Origin of the sequence: Pantoea rodasii, assembly GCF_002095465.1 — a bacterium.
Taxonomy (GTDB): domain Bacteria; phylum Pseudomonadota; class Gammaproteobacteria; order Enterobacterales; family Enterobacteriaceae; genus Pantoea; species Pantoea rodasii.
Genome location: NZ_MLFP01000005.1, coordinates 359089 through 379375 on the forward strand (window position 1 = coordinate 359089; position 20287 = coordinate 379375).

The window sequence follows — 20287 nt, forward strand, 5'->3', positions numbered from 1 at the left end:
CTCAAGGAATTCTGTTGCATGAATGAGTTTTCCATTCTCTGCCGCGTCATCGGCTCGCTGTTCAACCGCCAGCCACAAGATCCGCTGCTGGTGCCGCTCTTTACGATGTTACGTGAAGGCAAACTGAAGGCTCAGTGGCCGCTGGAGCAGGATGAACTGTTGACGCGTCTGCAGCAGAACAGCGATCCGCAGGCATTGGCAGCGGATTACAACGCGCTGTTTGTCGGCAGCGAATGCAGCGTACCGCCTTATGCCTCACAGTGGCCAAACGGCCCGCAAGAGGCGGATGTGCGTGCGTTCCTCTCCTCACGCGGCATGCCGTTGAGCGATGCGCCAGCCGATCACTTTGGCGTGCTGTTGCTGGCGGCGTCGTGGCTGGAAGATCAGTCCGCGGAAGATGAGTCCGCCGCGCAGCTGGCACTGTTCGACGACTATCTCATGCCATGGTGCGGCGCGTTCCTCGGCAAAGTCGAAGCCCACGCGACCACCGCGTTTTACCGCACGCTAGCCGCGCTGAGCCGTGAAGCCATTCAGGCGATGTACGACGAGCTGAACGAAGGCGACAGCGAAGAAGCCTGATTACCAGCTGGCTGCGCTACTGCCGAGCTTCACGCCCGGCGTAGCGCAGATCATCGGCGTGCCGGGCAGATAAACGGCGGCACGCAACCTTTCAGCAATTCCCCACGCATTGATCTCTACTGTCGGCAGCGCATCATCGTGTTGCGCCATAATGCCATGCTGCGGCTGTTGTGGAGACGCGCCAAACTGTTGCAATAGCCTTGCAGTGCGCGCCAGCGATAACTGTGCCTGCCAACCAACGTGATTCTCCCGACGCTGACGCATCCCTTCCAGCACGGCGGCGGCCATCATATAGCCGGTGGCGTGATCGAGTGCCTGCACTGGCAGCGGTGTCGGTTTGGCGTTACCACTCCAGATCATGCCCTGTTCGGCAATGCCGCATCCCATCTGCACCAGACTGTCAAAGCCGCGCCGATTGCGCCACGGCCCGCTCCAGCCCCATGCATTAAGGCTGACATCCACCAAACCGGGTGCCAGTTTGCGGCGAGACTCTGCATCCAGCCCCAGCTTCTCCAGCGCATCCGCGCGATAGCCATGCACCATCACATCGGCGTGTTTGATCAGGTCGCGCAGCTGGGCGCGTCCCGCTTTGGATTTGATATCGAGCCGTGCGCAGCGTTTGCCATACGTGATGTCCTCTTCCAGCGTCGGCTCTTCCCAGCCATAAGGATCAATACGCAAAACCTGCGCGCCGAGGCTGGCGAGAAACCGCGTGGCAACCGGCCCGGCGATAATGCGCGTCAGATCCAGCACGCGTACGCCGAGCAGTGGACGGGCAGGCGGCAGTTGCCAGTCGGGCGTGGGGGCATCACCGCAGGCCTGCTGGGCGATCAGCGCTTCGTTGCTCACCGCCAGCCCTTGTGGATGCTGCAACCACTGCTGCTCACTGCGCATCTGTGCGGCACAGCCGCCAGCTTCAATCACAGCCTGCTCCAGCGCGGCCGCTTGCCACTGTGACACCCGTTGCGCTAACGCGGCGCGATCGGTTTGTTGGCCCAGCACCTGCTCCATGGCGGCACGATGATGCGGGGCGTTGGTGTGCAGACGGATCCAGCCATCGGCGGTGGCGTAATCGCCAGCAAAAGGGTCCCAAAGCGCGGCAGGCGGACGATTAAGCGGAATCACACTGTGCTGAAACCAACGCGAGGCCAGTCGCACATTGATGCCGACCGGTGCTGGCCGACCCAGCAAATCGCTCACTGCCTGGCTTGCCAACCCAATACTGGTGGCGGCCAGCTCACTGACGGCAAACGCGGAAGAAAAGCTGTCGGGCTGGAGAAAGCTGAGCGCGGGAAGGGGTTCCGCGCCACGCAATCCTTGCCACAGTTGCTGCCATAGCGCGGCAGCAGATTGAGTATCCATATTGAGTCTCCGTAAAACGCGCGAGACTCAAGCATAGCAGAGAGAATTTAACGGCGGCGCAGGCGCGGAAAGCGCGCGTGCATGCGCAGATTACGCAGGTTAATCACCGCAATGGCTGTACCGAGCACCACCAGAGACGCGCCGAGAATCTTAAAGCTGTTCATGCTGTCGCCCAGCACAAATACGCCCATCAATACGGCCAGAACGGGCGTGAGCAGCGAGTAGGGCATGATCAGGTTCACGTTGTACTTTTTCAGTAACGAATACCACAAGGTATAAGCCACAATCGAAGAAGCCAGCGCGCTATAAAGAATGCCAAACCAGCCGCGCCAGCCCGCGTGACTTAACGCGTAAAACTGGTGCGATTCGGTGAGCCAGGAAGCGGCACCGACAATCGGCACGGCAAGGAACGAGATCCAGCCGGTGAGCGTCAGCGGTTTTATCGGCGGCGATTTCTTGACGATCATATTGCTAATGGCCCAACCAAAGGCGCTGCACAGCAGAATGCACAGCACCCACCACGCCGGAATCGTTGGGCTGCCGGACAGTACCGCCACGCCACTCAATGACACCGCGATGCCAAACAGCTGAACCAGCGTCAGCTTTTCTTTCAGTACCAGCATCGCCAGCAGCATGGCAATCGGCGTGCCGAGCTGCACCACAATCGCGCCGGTGCCGGCATCGGTGAAGCGCATGCCGACAAACAGCAGCGAGAAGTGCATAAAGCCAAAGGTGAAGGCGAGGGTGAGTAGCCACGGCAGCTGCTCACGTGTAATGCGACAGAACGGCACCAGCACGATCGCCACCACCACAAAGCGCATCCAGGTCAGGAACAGCGGCGGAAGTTCCAGTAATCCCCACTTCACCGCCACGTTGTTGAAAGCCCAGATGGAGACCACCATCAGAACCATAAAGAAATGCCGCACTGCCACGATGTTATCCTTCACATGAAAGGGGGAAGTTCACCGGCTAATCATGGCACGAAGCCAGGTTGATCTGTGATGATGAGCGAAATTTTTTTTCGCTTTGGCATGAGCATATGCAGGAAAAAAATAAGACAGGTCACTGATTTCCTGTCAAAGTGGATGTCCGAAAGCTGACTCCGTTAAGGAATGAATTCGGAATGACACACACCCGCGCCTTACCCCTTGCTCTGATTCAACTCGAAGTGCCGCCACCGCAGGTTGTGGCGCAAATTGGTGAACAACCCGTCTGGTTTATTGATGCGCTGCAATTGCAGCCTGATGACTATGTGATTATTCGTCCACATCTTGGCGAAGAGCTGCCAGCGTTTGATCGCATTAGCGGTGCCGTACTCAGTGGTTCCTGGGCGATGGTCACCGATCACGCTGACTGGAGCGAACGCACCGCCGCATGGATTCGTGGTGCGCTGGAAGCCGAGTTGCCGCTGCTGGGCGTCTGTTACGGCCATCAGCTGATGGCATATGCGCTGGGCGGTAAAGTTGGGGATAACCCGAACGGCTGGGAACGTGGCTTGAAAACGCTGACCCACACCGCCAGTGATGATCCCTGGTTAGCGACATTGCCTGGTGAGTTCCAGGCGTGGCTGTCACATCGTCAGTCGGTGATCACGCCGCCGTCGCAGGCTGAAGTATTGGCACGTTCCGAGCTGGATGGCTGCCAGATTTTACGCTATTCCCCGCAGGCGCTGTCGGTGCAGTTCCATCCTGAGTTTACCCGCGAAATCATGACCACCTGCTTACCGGCAGGCATTGACGATGATGGCGCTCAGGTGGCGGGTGAGGATTGGTCACGCGAGTTGTTGCGTCGTTTCTGGTTGCAAACGCGGCCGCAGCCGCGCGTGCAGGCTCAGGGCGCGTAATGGCGCGTGCAGCGATAAACCCACGCGGGCGGCATATTTTTCAGCACCCGCTGGCGCTGCCAGGTGAAGTAACGTGACAGAGTCGGTTGGGTCAATGAGGTGTATTGGAACTGAATAAAGACACCGCGCGGGCCCAACACATCGTGCACGGCGCTGAGAATCGCTTCACGCGTTTCCGGCGGCAGTGACAGCAGCGGCAGGCCAGAGAAAATCACATCGTATTCGCCAGACAGGTATTCCGCTGAGCAGGCACGCACCTGCATACGCGGATCGCTCCACGCGCGCAAACTCTTGACTAAATCCGGACTGATCTCGAACACATCTAATTGAGCTTGCGGCGACATTCTGTCCAGAATATGACGGGTTAACACACCGTCACCGGCACCGAGTTCGGCGATCCGCAGGCTGTGATCCCAGTTGGCGGCATCGCACATGGTGCGACACAGCGCAGCAGAGGAGGGCGTGATGCTGCCCATCTTGCGCGGGTTTCGAATAAATTGCTGAACAAAGTTCGCTTTGGCGCGCATTAACGTCAGGGCTGAAGCCAACATCTCTTTCTCCTGATGAGTATCCTGCTTCATATTGACCAAATTCATTAGGTTTGTTTCGCTTTTCGCTGCATATGCGTCAAAACTCGGAATTATCCGCAACGAAGCGCGGGAAAAAGCGCGGGGATTTGCACCTGATAACACCGCTGAGAAGTGGCGCAATCAATCACGCAATCCTGATGCGGCACTGCCTCGGATAAGTGCGTAAATTTCATTGCCGCTGAAGCAGGTGCGAAGGGCCATTACGCATAAATCTCAAACCCTCAACTCCCGGAATTTTCCTTCGGTGCGGTCACAGTTTCCCGCTCTGCGATCTGACAGGCTGACATTGATCGATCAATGTTAATAACAGGTTTCATAATTGTTATTCGCCACTCTGTCCCGCAAGGAGAAACACCATGCGTTACGCTGCTCCGGGAGAACAAGGTTCTCTCATCACTCTGCAATCGCGTTATGGCAACTTTATCAACGGCGAATTCGTTGCGCCGGTGAACGGTAACTACTTCGTCAACACCACGCCAATTAACGGTTCTACCATCGGCGAATTTCCGCGCTCGGATAAGGCCGATGTCGATAATGCGGTAGCGGCAGCACAGGCTGCTGCGGATGCGTGGGGCAAAACCTCCCCGCAGGCGCGTTCGCTGGTGCTGCTAAAATCGCCGATCGGCTGGAAGAGAAGCTGGAATATATCGCGGTCAACGAAACCTGGGATAACGGCAAGCCGGTACGCGAAACGCTGGCAGCCGATTTGCCGCTGGCGGTGGACCATTTCCGCTACTTTGCCGGCTGCGTGCGCGCACAGGAAGGCACCGCAGCCGAGATCGATGAATTCACCGCGGCCTATCACTTCCACGAACCGCTGGGCGTGGTCGGGCAAATTATCCCGTGGAACTTCCCGCTGCTAATGGCGGCGTGGAAACTGGCTCCGGCACTTGGTGCAGGTAACTGCGTGGTATTAAACCGGCAGAGCAAACGCCATTGTCGATCACTCTGTTTATGGAAGTGATCAAAGATCTGGTGCCGCCGGGCGTCATCAACGTGGTGCACGGTTACGGTAAAGAAGCCGGTGAAGCGCTGGCGTCACATCCGGGCATCGCCAAAATCGCCTTTACCGGTTCTACTGCCATCGGCGGCCACATTCTCGAACTGGCAGCCAAAAGTCTGATTCCGTCTACCGTTGAGCTGGGCGGCAAATCGCCGAATATCTTCTTTGAAGACATCATGGACGCGGAAGAGAGCTTTATTGAGAAAGCGGCAGAAGGCCTGGTGCTGGGTTTCCTGAATCAGGGCGAAGTCTGTACCTGTCCGTCGCGCGCGCTGGTGCAGGAGTCGATCTTTGAGCCGTTTATGGCGGTGGTGATGAAACGCATCAAAACCATCAAACGCGGCGATCCGCTGGATACCGAAACCATGATTGGCGCGCAGGCGTCGCAACAGCAGTTCGACAAAATTCTCTCTTATCTGGAGATCGCGCAGCAAGAGGGCGCACAGGTTCTGCACGGCGGCGGCGTGGAGAAAATCGGTGAAGCCTTCGACAGCGGCTACTACATCCAGCCAACGCTGCTGAAAGGCGACAACAGCATGCGCGTGTTCCAGGAAGAGATCTTTGGACCGGTGGTGGGTGTGCTGACCTTCAAAGATGAAGCGGAAGCCCTCGCCATCGCCAACGACTCGATCTACGGACTGGGCGCAGGTGTCTGGACCCGCGATATCAACCGTGCGTATCGCATGGGCCGTGCGATCAAAGCCGGTCGCGTCTGGACCAACTGCTATCATCTTTATCCGGCACACGCGGCATTTGGCGGCTACAAAAAATCCGGTATTGGTCGCGAGACCCACAAAATGATGCTCGATCACTATCAGCAAACCAAAAACCTGCTGGTGAGCTACAGCACACAACCACTCGGCTTCTTCTAAGCACTCTGGCAGCGGTTCAGGCCGCTGCCCACATCACTGTCAAAAATGTGCGTAAGTTCTTTAATCTGACTGTCATTTGGCCGTGCCACAGTGCCTGCATCACGAAAGCAGATTATTCCGCTACATTTGAGCCGCGTCTTGTCGATATAAGAGTGTAGGGAAAATAAAGTAGCGCTCCATTTTAAGGAAAAAACATGAACACACTGCACAAATTTCAGGAACAGCACGATGACGTGCTGGATGCGGACGACCAGCACATCATCACGGTGAATCTGCCGGGCCGCCAGGCGATTTACGTGATTGGTCAAAACGATGATGATGCCGATATGCTGCTCGATGTACAAATCGGTGGAATGTAAGCGCCGCGCAATCCTCACCCCATAAAAAAATCCGCAGCCCTTAGCCGCGGATTTTTTAGTTTTGGCACTGCTTAAACGCTTATTTCACGCAGGCAGAACACTGATTGTGGATCTGCTGGAAGAAGTCGTTGCCTTTGTCATCCACCAGGATAAACGCCGGGAAGTTTTCTACTTCAATCTTCCAAATCGCTTCCATTCCCAGTTCCGGATACTCCACGCATTCCAGACTCTTGATGCTTTGCTGCGCCAGCACCGCTGCCGGGCCGCCGATGCTGCCGAGGTAGAAGCCGCCGTGTTTATGACAGGCATCGGTCACTTGCTGGCTACGGTTACCCTTCGCCAGCATCACCATGCTGCCGCCGTGTTCCTGCAGCAGGTCAACGTAGGAATCCATACGACCGGCGGTGGTTGGGCCGAGTGAACCGGATGCGTAACCTTCCGGAGTTTTCGCCGGACCCGCGTAATACACCGGATGATCTTTAATGTACTGCGGCAGACCTTCGCCGTTGTCGATTCGCTCTTTCAGCTTGGCGTGGGCAATATCACGCGCCACGATGATGGTGCCGTTCAGCGACAGACGAGTTGAGACCGGATACGCCGACAGCAGCGCCAGAATTTCACTCATTGGCCGGTTAAGATCGACATTGACCACTTCGCCTTCGCCCTGCTGACGCAGTTCTTCCGGAATGTAGCGGCCTGGATTGTCTTCCATCTTCTCAATCCAGATGCCTTCGCGGTTGATCTTGGCTTTGATATTACGGTCAGCCGAGCACGACACGCCCATGCCGACTGGGCAGGACGCGCCATGACGCGGCAGGCGCACCACGCGAATATCGTGGGCGAAGTATTTTCCGCCGAACTGAGCGCCGAGGCCCAGCTCTTGTGAGGCTTTCAGCAGTTCTTGCTCCAGCGCCACGTCACGGAACGCCTGGCCATGTTCATTACCTTCAGTCGGCAGCGAATCATAGTAGTGCGTTGACGCCAGTTTGACGGTTTTCAGCGTGCTTTCTGCCGAGGTGCCGCCAATGACGAATGCGATATGGTATGGCGGGCAGGCTGCGGTGCCGAGCGACATCATTTTATCGACCAGATAATTCTTCAACTTGGCCGGGGTAATCAGCGCTTTGGTTTCCTGATACAGATAGGTTTTGTTGGCGGAACCGCCGCCTTTGGCGATACACAGGAATTTGTACTCGTCGCCATCCACGCTGTAGAGATCGATCTGCGCCGGCAGGTTGGTGCCAGTGTTGACCTCTTTGTACATATCCAGCGCGGCGTTCTGGGAATAGCGCAGGTTGTCTTCGATAAAGGTGTTGTAAACGCCTTGCGACAGCGCGGCTTCATCGCCACCGCCGGTCCAGACGCGCTGGCCTTTTTTGCCCATGATGATTGCCGTGCCGGTGTCCTGGCAGGTCGGCAGCACGCCTTTAGCGGCGATTTCCGAGTTACGCAGGAACTGCAGGGCAACGTATTTGTCGTTCTTACTGGCTTCGTCATCCGCCAGAATCGCGGCAACCTGCGCCTGATGTGAGGCGCGCAGCATAAACGAAGCATCATGGAATGCCTGCTTCGCCAGCAGCGTCAGGGCTTTCGGATCAACTTTCAGGACCTCTTCGCCATCGAAGTTCGCTACTGAGACGTAATCGCTGCTCAGCAGATAGTATTCGGTGTCATCTTTGGCGAGAGGAAAGGGGTTCTGATAAAAGAAGGGTTTGTTCGACATGTTGGCTCACTTAGCTTCGTGTCGCCTGTCAGGGTGGCAGGTGACAAATTAGGCGATCTGTTTTTTGATTTTTCTCTCGCCAGCCCTCCGCAGGGGCTGACTGGCGAGCATCATAACACTTTCACGGCTCTGCGCGGCTCCGTTTTAACATCGGAGCAACATCATCAGAACATCATCACCATCCATGGGTAGGCGATAACCATTAAAGCCACCAGGAACAGACCACCAAAGATAGTCCCGAGACGCCAGTAATCTTTGGTTGGCAGGTAGCCGCTACCGTAGTAAATCGGGCTTGGGCCAGTACCGTACGGGGTGATAATACCCATCACACCCAAGGACACACACATCATCAGGCAGAACACCGGCATGTTGATGCCCGGAATAGAGGCGGCAATGGTCAGCATCGCTGGCAACAGTGCGGTGGTATGCGCCGTGGTGCTGGCGAACAGGTAGTGCAGTAAGTAGAAGGCAATCAGCAGCACCACCGCCGAGACTTGTGGGTCATAACCCTGCAGCAGTTGCGCACCCTCTTTACCCAGCCAGGCGATAAAGCCAACGCGCGCCAGACCATCGGCCAGAGCAACAAGTGTGGCAAACCACGCGAAAGTGTTCCATGCGGCTTTGTTGCTGGTGATGTCATTCCAGTTCAATACGCCGGTCCACAGCATCAGCACGATAACCAACAGGGCAGCCATCGCCGGTTCAATCCATGCCGCAGCGAAGATCCACATCATCAGTGCCGAGACCACAAACACCAGCAGCAGGATTTCATTGCGTGTCAGTTTGCCCAGCTTCGCCAGTTCAGCGGTCGCCCAACGCGGCACTTCATCATTAACCTTCACTTCTGGCGGATAGAGCCAGTAAGCCAGCAGCGGCATGATGAGAATCAACAGCACGCCGAGCGGCAGGAAGGCGAGGAACCACATGCCCCAGGAGATTTCAAAACCAACGATGCTTTTTACCAGTGCGATGGCCAGCAGGTTCGGTGCCAGCGCAGAGAGGAACATCGAACTGGTGATACACGCGGCGGTGATCGCCACCCACATCAGGTAAGAACCAATCTTACGCGCGCTGGGGTCATTCGGTTTTGAACCGTACAGCGGCGGCAGGTTAGCGATAATAGGATAGATGGTACCGCCACTGCGCGCGGTGTTAGAAGGCGTAAACGGTGCCAGTAACAGGTCAGCGAAGGTGATGGCGTAACCGAGCGTCAGGCTGCGACGGCCGAGATATTTCACCAGAATCAGCGCCAGACGGCGACCGAACTGGGTTTTATCGTAGCCGGCGGCAAACATAAAGGCACCGAAGATCAGCCAGACGGTGGAGTTACCGAAGCCACTCACTGCCCATTTGAACGACTGCGCCGCGGTTTTGAACTTGGGATCCGCCAGTTCCGCCGGGCTAAACAGCACCCACTGGCTGAACAGTGCAATCACCACCACACCGGTCAGGCCGATAACGGCGCCCGGCAGCGGTTCAAAAATCAGTCCCACAATCACGCCTACAAAGATTGCAAAGAAGTGCCATGCATAAGGTTCCAACCCGGCTGGAGTCGGTACTAACAGCAACAGCACCGCCACAATGATCGGCAGGCACAACATAATCAGGCGGTTCTTTTTCCCCGGCGCCGGAGGAGGCACTTTAAGGGAATCACTCTGGGTTGTTTGTGTGTTCATAGTTTTGTCTGCAAGTTAGGGAGAATGCGATTGATCATCACGGACACACTGTTTTTTTAGTTTCAACATGCGTGCAGCAGATGAGCCGTGACAATTTAAATTTTGCTCTTCAATGAATCTTTACTTTGCAAATTCGATACGCGAATTATCAATTGAATGCGGCTATGATGCGATTAATTAAAATATCTCTTTTGATCTAGATCAATAAAAAATATGCACTGTTTTTTAATTTTTATCTTTTTGCTTTTTAATTTGTTTTCTGTCTGCTGTGGATTAAGCGCTACAAACAACCGAAACGCGAAAAATCGAGCAAAATGAGGCGAGTGCTGAGGTTTTATCTTTATGATAGTACTGGATTTGTTTTAAATGTAAGGAAAAAGTTGATTTTTGTCAAGTCTTGGTTAAAACTTAGCGGAGCGCTAATTCCAGCAATGAGCATCAAATATCATTTCTAAACGTAAAACTTATATAACTAACAATCTGGGTTATGTAACTAAATAAAATGGTATATTTACGCTATGAAATCGGACCACTTAAATAATTATAAACGCTCCGAACCGCCAAAGAATTGAATACACAATTTCTTAATTCTGGAGTTGCTCATTATGAATAAGCTCACCCCGATCCTTAACCCGCTTACGCTACCGAAAGGTGCGGTGCTCAAAAACCGTTTGGTGATGGCACCGATGACCACCTGTACCGGCTATTTTGATGGCGGTGTCACCAGCGATCTTGTCGAGTATTACCGCGTACGTGCTGGCAGCATCGGTACGGTAATTGTTGAATGTTGCTTTATTGATAACCGTGGCCCGGCTTTCCCTGGCGCGTTGGGTATCGACAGCGACAACAAAATTGCCGGCCTGGCGAAAATCGCTCATGCGATCAAATCCGAAGGCTCTAAGGCCATTCTGCAGATCTACCACGGTGGCCGTATGGTCGAGCCGGCGCTGATTGGCGGTAAAACCCCGGTTGCACCGAGCGCCATTGCGGCACCGCGTGACGGCGCCACCAAACCCCAAGCGCTGACCGGCGAAGAAGTGGATGTGATGATCACCAAGTTTGGTGATGCGGTGAACCGTGCAATCAAAGCCGGTTTCGATGGCGTCGAGATCCACGGCGCGAACACCTACCTGATTCAGCAGTTCTACTCGCCTAACTCCAACCAGCGCGATGACAAATGGGGTGGCAGTCGCGATAACCGCGCGCGCTTCCCTATGGAAGTGCTGGAAATCACCCACAAAATGGCCGATCGCTTTGCGGCGGCAGACTTCATTATTGGTTATCGCTTCTCACCGGAAGAGCTGGAAGTCCCCGGCATCCGTTGGGATGACACGCTGTACCTGCTGGAAAAACTAGCCGCTCGCGGTCTGGATTACGTGCACTTCTCCGTCGGCCAGCTGCTGCGTCCATCGATTATCGATACTAAAGACCCGACTCCACTGATCACTAAATATCTGGCGCAGCGCTCAGCGACACTGGCGAAAGTGCCGGTGATTGGCGTGGGCGGCGTGGTGAATAAAGAGGATGCCGAGCAAGCGCTGGAAAAAGGTTTTGATCTGGTGGCGGTGGGTAAAGCCTGCATTGCCTATCCAGACTGGGCCGATCGCATCATCAAGAACGAGCACATGGAATTGTATATCGACAGCACCAAGCGTGAGGCGCTGACGATTCCAGAACCGCTGTGGCGCTTCTCGCTGGTGGATGCGATGATCCGCGACGTCAGCGATGGCCATCGCAAATACAAAGCAGGGGTTTATCAGGCGAAAGTCGAAGCCGAAGCGCTGAAGCTGAAAATCAACGTCACCCTCGATACCGACCGTATCACCGATATCTCACTGGTGCCGGATCCAAGTCTGGACGTCGATTTCACCAGTACCTTCGAAAGCCTGCGTGAACGCATTCTGGTGGCTAACAGCCCACACGTCGATGCCATCACCGGTGCGACCACGCAGAGTGAGGCGCTGAAAAAAGCGGTATCCCGCGCACTGACCACCTCCAGCAAAGAATATGTGATTGACGAGGGCGGTAACCCGAACGCACCGGTCAATTATGACGTGGTGGTGGTAGGGACTGGCGGTGCCGGTCTGGCAGCGGCGATTCAGGCGCATGACGACGGCGCACGCGTGGTGATCATCGAGAAGATGCCGACCATCGGCGGTAACACTATCAAAGCTTCAGTGGGCATGAACGCCGCCGAAACCCGCTATCAGAAACTCAAAGGCATCGAAGACAGCAAAGAGCTATTCTACGAAGAGACCCTGAAGGGCGGTAAATTCAAAAACAACCCGGTGCTGCTGCGCGAGTTTGTTGAGCAGGCGCCAGAAGCGATTGAGTGGCTGGCAGCGAAAGACATCGAGCTATGCGACATCACCATCACCGGTGGTATGAGCATTGACCGTACGCATCGTCCGGAAGACCGTTCAGCGGTAGGTGGCTTCCTGATCAGCGGCCTGGTAAAAAACGTCAACCAGCGTGAAATTGAAGTGCTGCTGGAGACCTCAGTTTCAGAGATTCTGGTGGAAAACGGCGCAGTAATCGGCGTGAAAGTGGTGGATGAGTATAACGACAGCCGCATTCTCAATGCGAAAAGCGTGATTGTCGCCACCGGTGGTTTTAGCGCCAACCGCGAGATGGTGGTGAAATACCGTCCAGAGCTGGATGGCTTCGTCACCACCAACCACAAAGGTGCTACCGGCAGCGGTATCGCTATGCTGCAGCACATCGGTGCGGATACCGTGGACATGGGCGAGATCCAGATTCACCCAACGGTTGAGCAAACCACTTCTTATCTGATTTCTGAAGCGATGCGCGGCGGCGGGGCGATTCTGGTCAGCCAGGCCGGTCATCGTTTCTACAATGAGATGGAGACGCGCGATAAAGTCTCTGCTGAGATCATCGCACTGCCTGAGAAAAGTGCATGGATCGTGTTTGATGAGCAGGTGCGTGCTAATAACAAAGCAGCCGACGAGTATATCGCCAAAGGCTTTGTGATCAGCGCACCAACGCCGCACGAGTTGGCGGTGAAACTCAACATGGATCAGGAAGCGCTGCAAACGACACTGGGCCGTTACAACGAGTTTGTGATTAACCAGAAGGATGAAGATTTCGGTCGTACCACGGCGCTGCGTCACCCGCTGAATAAAGGCCCGTACTTCGCGATCCGTATCGCCCCCGGCGTGCACCACACCATGGGCGGCGTCACCATCAACACCGATACCGCGGTGCTGGATGCACAGAAACAGGTGATTCCAGGCGCATGGGCTGCCGGTGAAGTGGTTGGCGGTATCCATGGTGCCAACCGCATCGGCGGTAACGCGGTGGCGGATATCATCATCTTCGGTATTAAAGCCGGCCACAATGCGGCTAAACTGGCGTTAGGTCATTAAGAGGCCGCAGGCCGCTACCTCACACACGTCGTAGCGGCGCGATTCATCGCGCTTAGGTACAACAGTTTGTTTGCCAAGACGCGCAATAAATGGCGCCGCTACGGGTGTTTGCATTTCACTGAATTCAACAGGCATCTGACTATTTGAGAACACCATGAACACTGATGCCGGTATTTACAACTACTCCGCTGTTCTGATGGGTTCGCCCATTCTGCTCAAACTGTTCGACGATAATCCCACCTTAGCCCGTCAGGTCTTTCAACTTATTAAGCAGCAGGAAAACCTGTTCACCGTCAATCGTGCCGAGTCTGAAGTAATGTCGATTAACCACGCAGCGGGTCGCCATGCGGTGCGCGTCAGTGAGGCGGTGTTCCGGCTGATCAGCGTGGCGCATGCCGTCAGCGTGTCGCCCGGCAGCACTTTCAACTTCACTATCGGACCGGTGGTCAAACGCTGGAAGATTGGTTTTCAGGGCCGCGCAGTGCCTCCCGCCAATGAGATCGCCGCGCTGCTGCCGCTGACCGATCCGCATCAGGTGATCCTCAATGCTGAAGACCATTCTGTGTTCCTGCAACAGCCGGGCATGGAGATCGATCTCGGTGCCATCGCCAAAGGGTATATCGCTGATGTGGTGCAGGCGTTTCTGCGCCAACAGGGCGTACCGCAGGCGCTGATCAACCTCGGGGGTAACGTGCAAACCCTTGGCGCGCCGCCGCACGAGCCTCAAGGCTGGAGCATTGGCCTGAAAAAGCCGTTTGGGCGTGATGATGAACTGCTGGGTGTGCTGCAGGTGCAGGGCAAATCGGTGGTGACATCGGGGATTTATGAGCGCTATTTCGAGCTGGACGGCAAGTGCTGGCACCACATCTTTGATCCGCACACTGGCTATCCGCTGGATAACGAGTTGCTGAGCGTGACGGTGATTTCCGATCGCTCACTGGATGGTGATATCTACACGACGTTGCTGTACGGCATGGGCGTGGAGCAGGGACTGGCCTATCTGGCCGACCAGCCCGATCTGGATGCGGTGTTCGTTACCCGCGACCAGCTAATCATCTGCTCTTCACCGCGCCACTTCCAGTTCCAGCAGCGCGATGTCAACTGGCAACTGCGTTACTGACAATACTGCTGCAACAGTGAATGGTACTCCGGCTGCAACCGATAACGATACACCGGACGGCCGGTTGCGCCGTAATGAATGCTGGTGAACAGAATATTAATCTGCGCCAGCCAGATCAGATATTTACGGCACGACACGCGCGAAATATTCACTTCCGCCGCCAGCTCATCGGTGGAGAACTCGTGGCCGGGATGGGCATCAATCCACTGACACAGCGTACGCAGCGTTTGCGGCGTTAAACCTTTCGGCAGACGCTTGTTGTCATGCTGCGTTGCCGGATTGCCGTGGATCAGCAGATCCACATCTGACTGCTGATAGTAGTGCTGATTGTCCATCAGAGACTTCTTCTGCCGCCAGCTGGTCAGCGCCTCTTCAAAACGCGGGAACTGGAACGGCTTGATCAGGTAATCCACCACCCCATAGTGCAGCGAGGTTTTGATGTTCTCGGCATCGGCAGCGGATGAAATGATGATCACTTCCACCGAACTCTGAGCCTGACGCAGTTCCGGCAGCAGATCGAGACCGTTTTCCTGCTGCATGTAGATGTCCAGCAGCACCAAGTCGATCGGGGTGTCGCTATTGAACAGGATTTCTCGCGCCTGCTTCAGCGTTGAAGCGGTGCCGCAGCAGTGAAAGCCCTGTACCTGGCCGATAAAAGAGCGGTTCAGCTCGGCGACCATGGCGTCATCGTCGACCACTAACACATTGATCATGCGGATTGGTTTCCTCCATCCCAGGGAAGTTGCACTAAAAATTGGGTAAACACGCCGGGTTCTGACTCAACGGTCACACCGCCACCGAGGTTATCCGTTTGCTGTTTGAGTAAAAACAGCCCCACGCCACGGTTTTCTCCTTTAGTGGAGAAGCCTTTATCAAAAATAGTGGCGAGGTTGCCCGGCTCAATGCCCGGACCATCATCGCTGACTTCACACGCCAGCCAGCCGTTTTGGTAATGCAGCATCACGTGAATCTCGCCTTCAGTCTGCTCGCTGAGCGCATCAATGGCATTTTCCACCAGATTGCCGACGACGGTAATCAGGGCCGCTAATTGCTCTTCGTTACCGCTGTCTGGCACATAGCTGGCATCGCTGATGGTCAGACGATGGCCACAATCTGAAGCGCGATTGATCTTGCTCAGCAGAAAACCGGCTATCACCGGTGACTTGATGCGTTCGAGCAAATAGCCAATCTCAGTCTGATAATTATTGGCTGTTTTCAGGATATACGCTTCCACCTGCGCATAGTTTTTCATATGCAGTAGGCCAAGGATCACGTGCAGCTTGTTCATAAATTCGTGCGAGCGCTCTCGCAGCGCATCGACGTAGTTTACCATGCCCGTCAGACGCTGCATCAGTCGGCTGATTTCGGTCTTGTCCCTGAAGGTACATACCGCGCCAATAATGCGTCCCTGGCTGCGAACCGGTACCGTATTGCTCAACAGCAAGCGACCATTCACATTCAACTCTTCATCACGACGCGCACGGCCACTGTGCAGCACATCTTGCAGGTGTTGGTTGATCACCGAGGCATCATCAATACCCTCGTTCTCGACCATGCCGCTGGACAACGGCTCATTGAGCAGGGTGCGCGCCGCCTGATTCACCAGCGTCACCTGTGCCTGGTCATCCATCGCTACCACGCCTTCTTTCACCGAATTAAGGATCGCCTGGCGCTGTTCAAACAGGGTAGAAATTTCATACGGCTCAAGGCCGAACAGAATGCGTTTCAGTACGCGCACCAGCACCAGAGTGCCAACCGCCCCGGCCAGCGTACCAATTAAAATTGTCCAGAGAATGCTCCAGCGGCTTTCGTTAATCTGATCGGTGACCGCATCGAGTGAGATACCGATCGCCACCACGCCAATCTGGCGATCCTCGGCGTTATACACCGGCGTGAAGACGCGCAGCGCTTTGGCCAGCGATCCCTGATTCACCGAAACATTTTCATGGCCGTGCAGTGCCGGCCCAATGTCTTCACCGATAAAGTGTTTGCCGACCAGTTCCGGATTGCGGTGGGAATAGCGGATACCGTCCATATTGGTGACGGTAATAAACAGTAGATTGTTGCTCTCTTCCACAGCTTTCGCGATCGGCTGGATATTGGCTTTATCCGCTGGCTGGGTGAGCGCCTGCTGAATCTCACGCGACTTCGCTAAGGTGCGCGCCACCGCCATGGCTTTATCTTCCAACTGGGCCCGCGTTGAGGCGCCGATCTGGAAAAAATAGAACATGTGCACACTCAGCAGCACCATGACGATCACCGCGCTGAGCATCAGCGTCACCAGCGTGTTGAGTTTCATCGGCCGCTTACGGACGGGGAAGGAGGGTTGTGGCGTGGTCATCATCGTTCCCTGAAGAGAAGAGGGCGCTATTATGACGGCTAAATGCAAAAAGGTCTCATAAATGACGACCTTTCATGGCGATAAGCGGGCTGGACGCGGCGCTAAGAGGCCGCATCTCAGAGCGTGATTAAGCCTGCTTCACGCGATTGGCAAAGCTTTTACGCAGCTTCTGCAATTTCGGCGGGATCACTGCCATGCAGTAACCGTTGCGCTGACCGGCGCCATCCCAGTAATCCTGATGATAATCTTCCGCCGGATACCACTCTTTCAGCGGCTCGATGGTCGTGACCACCGGCACGTTGAGATCGGCCTGTGCACGGGCAATTGCGGCAATCGCTTCAGCTTCCTGCTCCGGATTAGCCGGGAAGATCGCCGAGCGATACTGCGTGCCGATATCGTTACCCTGACGGTTTAACTGGGTCGGATCGTGCGTGGCAAAGCTGATATCCAGCAGATCGCCGTACTTCACTTTCTCTGGATCGAAACCTAAGCGAATCGCTTCGGCATGGCCGGTGGCACCGCTGCACACCTGCTCATAGGTTGGGTTCGGGCGCTCCCCGCCGGTATACCCACTTTCGACTGACTCCACGCCAATCACATCTTTGAACACTGCTTCGGTACACCAGAAACAGCCACCGGCGATCACCGCATATTCGGTTGCCATTATTATTACTCCTGTCAGGTCGAAAGCATTATGGTGTGGGCGCTCGATCACGAATTCAACCGGATTAAATTAACATTTCTGGCTTGAAGTCGCGGTGCTTGTCGAGCAGCGTATTGCTCATCACGGTAAAGCGTCCTTCGCCAGTGTAGTGCAGCGTCGGCGGAAATTCCGGTTTGTCGGCAACGTGCGCCTTAACGATCTCGAAAATGAACAAGCCATAGCGGTTCACCATCGAATCGTCATACAGCTGACACTCAAAGCTGGCAAAGCACTCCTTGATGAGTGGCGCATTGACCACCGTGGCGGGCTCGGGCGTGAGTTTAAAGGCATCGAACTTATCGAGACGATCGCCATGGCAGTTGCCAATTGCGACCACGCTATCCACCAAATCCGCCGAGGGCACGTTGATCACGCACTGCCCGCTTTGACGGATCAGTTCATGGCTGTAGTTGCCGCCCGCGATCATGCAGCCCACCAAAGAGGGTGAGAACTCCAGAATGGTGTGCCAGCCGAGCGTCATGATGTCGTGATGATCTTCAAATTGAGAACTCAATAACACCACCGGACCGGGCTCCAGATACTTCCGCGCCTTACTGACTGGAAAGTCGATTTTATGCAGGCGTTGGCTCATCATGCGTCTCCTGATTTTCACTGAGATAACCTAAGTGTAGATGCCAGGCTTTACTGGACCGGCATTTAGCGGCATGGTAGAGCGTCATTTTATCTGGAGCTGGTCAATGGAATCTGCGTCTGTGTCCACATCTCGTCCTGTCTTGCATCTGCTGTGCGGCAAAATCGCTGCCGGAAAATCCACCCTTGCGCACCAGCTGGCACAACAAACCGGCGCGGTGATCATTAGCGAAGACGCGTGGCTGGGACATTTGTTTGCCGAAGAGATGCTGGATATCGCGGACTATGTGCGCTGTGCGGGCAAGTTACGCAATGCCATGACGCCACACCTGATCTCACTGCTGCAGTGCGGTGTATCGGTAGTACTGGATTTCCCGGCGAATACCGTGGGCCAACGCCAGTGGATGAAGGCGGTGATCCAGAGTGCGCAGGCGGAACATCAACTGCACTTTATCGATGTGCCGGATGCGGTGTGTAAGAGCCGTTTGCAGGCGCGCAATGCCGAAGGTGAGCACGAGTTTGCCGCGACCGATGCGCAGTTCGATCACATCAGCCGCTACTTTGTCGCCCCGCATGCGGATGAAGGGTTTAATGTGGTGGTGCACGGTTAGGATTTTCTTCCACTCACGACTGTTTCTTAGCCTCGGCTTTTGCTAGCCTGTGCGGCTGGACTGCTTCCAGCCGCATTAGCGTTGCCGGTTAAGGAGTCTCCATGTCGCCTTTCAATAAACATCGTCCTTTCGTTTCTCTTTCTCGTCGTCAGCGCCGTAAAAAAGTCATGGAACTTAAGAATCGTATCTATCGTGAACGTCATCGCTGCGGCGGGGTGTTTTATGATGATTGCGATAACGAGTGTTATCAAAATAATCCCGAGATGATTTGGAGATGGAGCGACATTTACTTCGTTGGCCGCGATCCTGCCGATCTCTGGAATGCTGAGATTATCATTGCGAACGTTGCTTTTAATGATGCGGTGCACGATCGTGCATTCGATGAAGCCCGGGCAATGCTCAGTGAGCAAGAGTGGGAAGAGGAGGTGTGGTATGAATCGAAGCCCCACATGAACAGCAACGGAAAAATCATCGCTTACACCCATGTATACCCAGAGAAACAAACCTATGCGGTTTTTGCTGGACTGACGTTCAAGCAGTTTGTCGAAAAGCGCGAGCGAGAAATTGCGCAAGATGAACCGCCGGAGGTTATTTGTGGTTATCAGCTTCTGCCTGGGTTCGCTTATGGGCATGGATTGCGGATGATTATTGATGTTGGGTCGTTGAGCCAGGGGATTATTGAAGCGGCAATTGCGGATTTTTTGGGGCGGGATGAAGGGGTAGTGTTGGGAGAGGATGTTGTTAGTTAGGAAGATTTGAGGTGGCTTGGCCTTTGTTTCTTTCTGGAGTGAGAGGGGAATAAGATGCTTATGAGTCCGTTCTGAACGAACTGCGGGCATTGCTAACAGCGTTCTGTGTGAATTAACCAAGTGCAGGTCAACGTGAAAGAATTAAAAGGGAGAAGGTTGGTTTACGTGAGTGTTCATATCAATCCTGTAACATTAAGATCAGTTTTGAGCGAGGAGCGGGCGTGATTTTGTATGGGAAGACTATGTTCCCCGTAGCTTCATATGCAACAAAGGGTATGGCATGCCTTGGCCGTCAACTTCAGAACGACCAACAGCTTCAAAACCGTATTTTTTATAAAAGGTAATAGCCTGTAGATTCTGTTCGTTTACGTCAAGTTCATCGGCACTTTGCTCGTTGGTTGCTTGTAGCAGAAGCAATTTCCCGATGCCCTTACCGCGTTGGTCTGCATCCACAAAGAGCATTTCAATACGATTGTCGCTTACCCCAGCAAAGCCCACAATCGAATGGTCACCGCTTAGACGAGCGAGCGTAATAGTCAGGCTAGGAAGATACGTATGCAGTATTAGGGGGCGTAGCGCCTGGATATCCTGCTCCTGTAAAAAATCATGCGTAGCTCGTATGGATGATTCCCAGACCTTCAATAAAATGGGGTAATCCTTTGGGGTACCTACTTCAATATTTATCATGATCTTATAGTCCATAAATTGGCATCTCATAGCCATGTTAACTGTGTGGTATTATTTGTCACTATTTGGCATAAATTTGTCCGCTTTTAGCA

17 protein-coding genes and 1 pseudogene are annotated in these 20287 nt (G+C 54.6%); 8 read left to right on the forward strand and 10 right to left on the reverse strand.

What is annotated here, in order from left to right; all coding sequences use genetic code 11:
* Window positions 1–18 precede the first annotated feature (18 nt).
* Entirely contained in the window at window positions 19–579 is a 561-nt protein-coding gene (locus tag HA45_RS10095) for a TorD/DmsD family molecular chaperone (RefSeq protein WP_100702858.1), read from the forward strand.
* Here the strand turns inward: HA45_RS10095 and HA45_RS10100 are convergent, their stop codons facing one another.
* Together HA45_RS10100 and HA45_RS10105 are read right to left on the reverse strand one after the other, a co-directional pair.
* Window positions 580–1941, reverse strand: coding sequence for a CoA transferase (locus HA45_RS10100; RefSeq protein ID WP_100702859.1), 1362 nt, complete (start codon window positions 1939–1941; stop codon window positions 580–582).
* 47 nt (window positions 1942–1988) lie between these two features.
* Window positions 1989–2873 carry a DMT family transporter gene (locus tag HA45_RS10105; protein WP_100702860.1) on the reverse strand — a complete coding sequence of 295 codons (885 nt, stop codon included), beginning with the start codon at window positions 2871–2873 and terminating at the stop codon, window positions 1989–1991.
* A 191-nt stretch (window positions 2874–3064) separates the two neighbouring features.
* Between HA45_RS10105 and HA45_RS10110 the strand changes: the two genes are divergently transcribed.
* On the forward strand, window positions 3065–3784 hold the full coding sequence (locus tag HA45_RS10110; RefSeq protein ID WP_100702861.1) for a glutamine amidotransferase: 720 nt from the start codon (window positions 3065–3067) through the stop codon (window positions 3782–3784).
* Here the strand turns inward: HA45_RS10110 and HA45_RS10115 are convergent.
* Entirely contained in the window at window positions 3772–4335 is a 564-nt protein-coding gene (locus tag HA45_RS10115; RefSeq protein ID WP_097119214.1) for a class I SAM-dependent methyltransferase, read from the reverse strand. The genes HA45_RS10110 and HA45_RS10115 overlap by 13 nt on opposite strands.
* Window positions 4336–4730: 395 nt before the next feature.
* Here HA45_RS10115 and exaC point away from each other — a divergent pair.
* Window positions 4731–6249: pseudogene (gene exaC / locus HA45_RS10120) on the forward strand (acetaldehyde dehydrogenase ExaC).
* Between the two features lie 194 nt (window positions 6250–6443).
* Window positions 6444–6608: a hypothetical protein gene (locus HA45_RS27485; protein WP_167390578.1), complete on the forward strand. Its 165-nt coding sequence runs from the start codon at window positions 6444–6446 to the stop codon at window positions 6606–6608.
* 79 nt (window positions 6609–6687) lie between these two features.
* On the opposite strand, the gene fumA is transcribed toward HA45_RS27485, so the two are convergent.
* Entirely contained in the window at window positions 6688–8331 is a 1644-nt protein-coding gene (fumA, locus tag HA45_RS10125) for a class I fumarate hydratase FumA (RefSeq protein WP_100702863.1), read from the reverse strand.
* A gap of 164 nt (window positions 8332–8495) precedes the next feature.
* Window positions 8496–10007, reverse strand: coding sequence for an anion permease (locus HA45_RS10130; RefSeq protein WP_100702864.1), 1512 nt, complete (start codon window positions 10005–10007; stop codon window positions 8496–8498).
* A 605-nt stretch (window positions 10008–10612) separates the two neighbouring features.
* On the opposite strand from HA45_RS10130, the gene HA45_RS10135 reads away from it, so the two are divergent.
* Together HA45_RS10135 and HA45_RS10140 are read left to right on the forward strand one after the other, a co-directional pair.
* A complete protein-coding gene (locus HA45_RS10135) occupies window positions 10613–13393 on the forward strand; it encodes a flavocytochrome c (RefSeq protein ID WP_100702865.1) in 2781 nt (926 codons plus the stop codon).
* 154 nt (window positions 13394–13547) lie between these two features.
* The gene (locus HA45_RS10140; RefSeq protein ID WP_100702866.1) at window positions 13548–14513 is read left to right on the forward strand and encodes an FAD:protein FMN transferase; all 966 of its coding nucleotides are present in this window, start codon (window positions 13548–13550) and stop codon (window positions 14511–14513) included.
* Here HA45_RS10140 and dcuR read toward each other — a convergent pair.
* The 4 genes from dcuR to HA45_RS10160 form a co-directional block, all read right to left on the reverse strand.
* On the reverse strand, window positions 14507–15226 hold the full coding sequence (gene dcuR, locus HA45_RS10145; RefSeq protein ID WP_100702867.1) for a two-component system response regulator DcuR: 720 nt from the start codon (window positions 15224–15226) through the stop codon (window positions 14507–14509). The genes HA45_RS10140 and dcuR overlap by 7 nt on opposite strands.
* The gene (locus HA45_RS10150) at window positions 15223–16854 is read right to left on the reverse strand and encodes a sensor histidine kinase (RefSeq protein ID WP_100702868.1); all 1632 of its coding nucleotides are present in this window, start codon (window positions 16852–16854) and stop codon (window positions 15223–15225) included. The genes dcuR and HA45_RS10150 overlap by 4 nt, the downstream gene beginning before the upstream one ends.
* 127 nt (window positions 16855–16981) lie before the next feature.
* Window positions 16982–17518, reverse strand: coding sequence for a peptide-methionine (S)-S-oxide reductase MsrA (gene msrA, locus HA45_RS10155; protein WP_100702869.1), 537 nt, complete (start codon window positions 17516–17518; stop codon window positions 16982–16984).
* Between the two features lie 64 nt (window positions 17519–17582).
* On the reverse strand, window positions 17583–18149 hold the full coding sequence (locus HA45_RS10160) for a flavin reductase family protein (protein WP_205960964.1): 567 nt from the start codon (window positions 18147–18149) through the stop codon (window positions 17583–17585).
* Window positions 18150–18255: 106 nt separating this feature from the next.
* Between HA45_RS10160 and HA45_RS10165 the strand changes: the two genes are divergently transcribed.
* Window positions 18256–18759, forward strand: a complete 504-nt coding sequence (locus tag HA45_RS10165; protein WP_100702870.1) for a P-loop nucleotide/nucleoside kinase family protein — start codon at window positions 18256–18258, stop codon at window positions 18757–18759.
* A 101-nt stretch (window positions 18760–18860) separates the two neighbouring features.
* Window positions 18861–19508 (forward strand): hypothetical protein, encoded by a 648-nt coding sequence (locus HA45_RS10170; protein WP_100702871.1) that lies wholly within the window; start codon window positions 18861–18863, stop codon window positions 19506–19508.
* A 240-nt stretch (window positions 19509–19748) separates the two neighbouring features.
* On the opposite strand, the gene HA45_RS10175 is transcribed toward HA45_RS10170, so the two are convergent.
* Window positions 19749–20192, reverse strand: coding sequence for a GNAT family N-acetyltransferase (locus HA45_RS10175; protein ID WP_420849066.1), 444 nt, complete (start codon window positions 20190–20192; stop codon window positions 19749–19751).
* Window positions 20193–20287: the final 95 nt, after the last annotated feature.

Coding starts and splice junctions, on each gene's coding strand:
- HA45_RS10095 (WP_100702858.1), top strand. CDS start 19: ATGAATGAGTTTTCCATTCTCTGCCGCGTCATCGGCTCGCTGTTCAAC.
- HA45_RS10100 (WP_100702859.1), bottom strand. CDS start 1,941: ATGGATACTCAATCTGCTGCCGCGCTATGGCAGCAACTGTGGCAAGGA.
- HA45_RS10110 (WP_100702861.1), top strand. CDS start 3,065: ATGACACACACCCGCGCCTTACCCCTTGCTCTGATTCAACTCGAAGTG.
- HA45_RS10115 (WP_097119214.1), bottom strand. CDS start 4,335: ATGTTGGCTTCAGCCCTGACGTTAATGCGCGCCAAAGCGAACTTTGTT.
- HA45_RS27485 (WP_167390578.1), top strand. CDS start 6,444: ATGAACACACTGCACAAATTTCAGGAACAGCACGATGACGTGCTGGAT.
- fumA (WP_100702863.1), bottom strand. CDS start 8,331: ATGTCGAACAAACCCTTCTTTTATCAGAACCCCTTTCCTCTCGCCAAA.
- HA45_RS10130 (WP_100702864.1), bottom strand. CDS start 10,007: ATGAACACACAAACAACCCAGAGTGATTCCCTTAAAGTGCCTCCTCCG.
- HA45_RS10135 (WP_100702865.1), top strand. CDS start 10,613: ATGAATAAGCTCACCCCGATCCTTAACCCGCTTACGCTACCGAAAGGT.
- HA45_RS10140 (WP_100702866.1), top strand. CDS start 13,548: ATGAACACTGATGCCGGTATTTACAACTACTCCGCTGTTCTGATGGGT.
- dcuR (WP_100702867.1), bottom strand. CDS start 15,226: ATGATCAATGTGTTAGTGGTCGACGATGACGCCATGGTCGCCGAGCTG.
- HA45_RS10150 (WP_100702868.1), bottom strand. CDS start 16,854: ATGACCACGCCACAACCCTCCTTCCCCGTCCGTAAGCGGCCGATGAAA.
- msrA (WP_100702869.1), bottom strand. CDS start 17,518: ATGGCAACCGAATATGCGGTGATCGCCGGTGGCTGTTTCTGGTGTACC.
- HA45_RS10160 (WP_205960964.1), bottom strand. CDS start 18,149: ATGAGCCAACGCCTGCATAAAATCGACTTTCCAGTCAGTAAGGCGCGG.
- HA45_RS10165 (WP_100702870.1), top strand. CDS start 18,256: ATGGAATCTGCGTCTGTGTCCACATCTCGTCCTGTCTTGCATCTGCTG.
- HA45_RS10170 (WP_100702871.1), top strand. CDS start 18,861: ATGTCGCCTTTCAATAAACATCGTCCTTTCGTTTCTCTTTCTCGTCGT.